Source organism: Microvirga roseola (genome assembly GCF_020866965.1).
In the GTDB taxonomy this organism is placed as follows: Bacteria; Pseudomonadota; Alphaproteobacteria; order Rhizobiales; family Beijerinckiaceae; genus Microvirga; species Microvirga roseola.
Genome location: NZ_JAJATX010000225.1, coordinates 1 through 353, shown reverse-complemented (window position 1 = coordinate 353; position 353 = coordinate 1). Strand labels below are relative to the sequence as shown.

The following is a 353-nucleotide window of genomic DNA, read 5'->3' as shown; positions in this document are numbered from 1 at the left end:
TTGCCCTACATCGTGGTGATCGTCGACGAGATGGCGGACCTGATGATGGTGGCGGGCAAGGAGATCGAGGGCGCGATCCAGCGCCTGGCCCAGATGGCCCGAGCGGCCGGCATTCACGTGATCCTGGCCACGCAGCGCCCGTCGGTGGACGTGATCACCGGCACGATCAAGGCGAACTTCCCCACCCGCATCTCGTTCCAGGTCACCTCCAAGATCGACTCGCGCACCATTCTGGGCGAGATGGGGGCCGAGCAGCTTCTGGGTCAGGGCGACATGCTCTACATGGCCGGCGGCGGGCGGATCACGCGCGTGCACGGTCCCTTCTGCTCGGACGAGGAGGTGGAGAAGGTGGT

At 66.0% G+C, this 353-nt stretch carries 1 protein-coding gene; it reads left to right on the top strand.

What is annotated here, in order from left to right:
* On the top strand, window positions 1-353 hold a 353-nt coding region (locus tag LG661_RS24980), incomplete at both ends, for an FtsK/SpoIIIE domain-containing protein (RefSeq protein WP_268995523.1).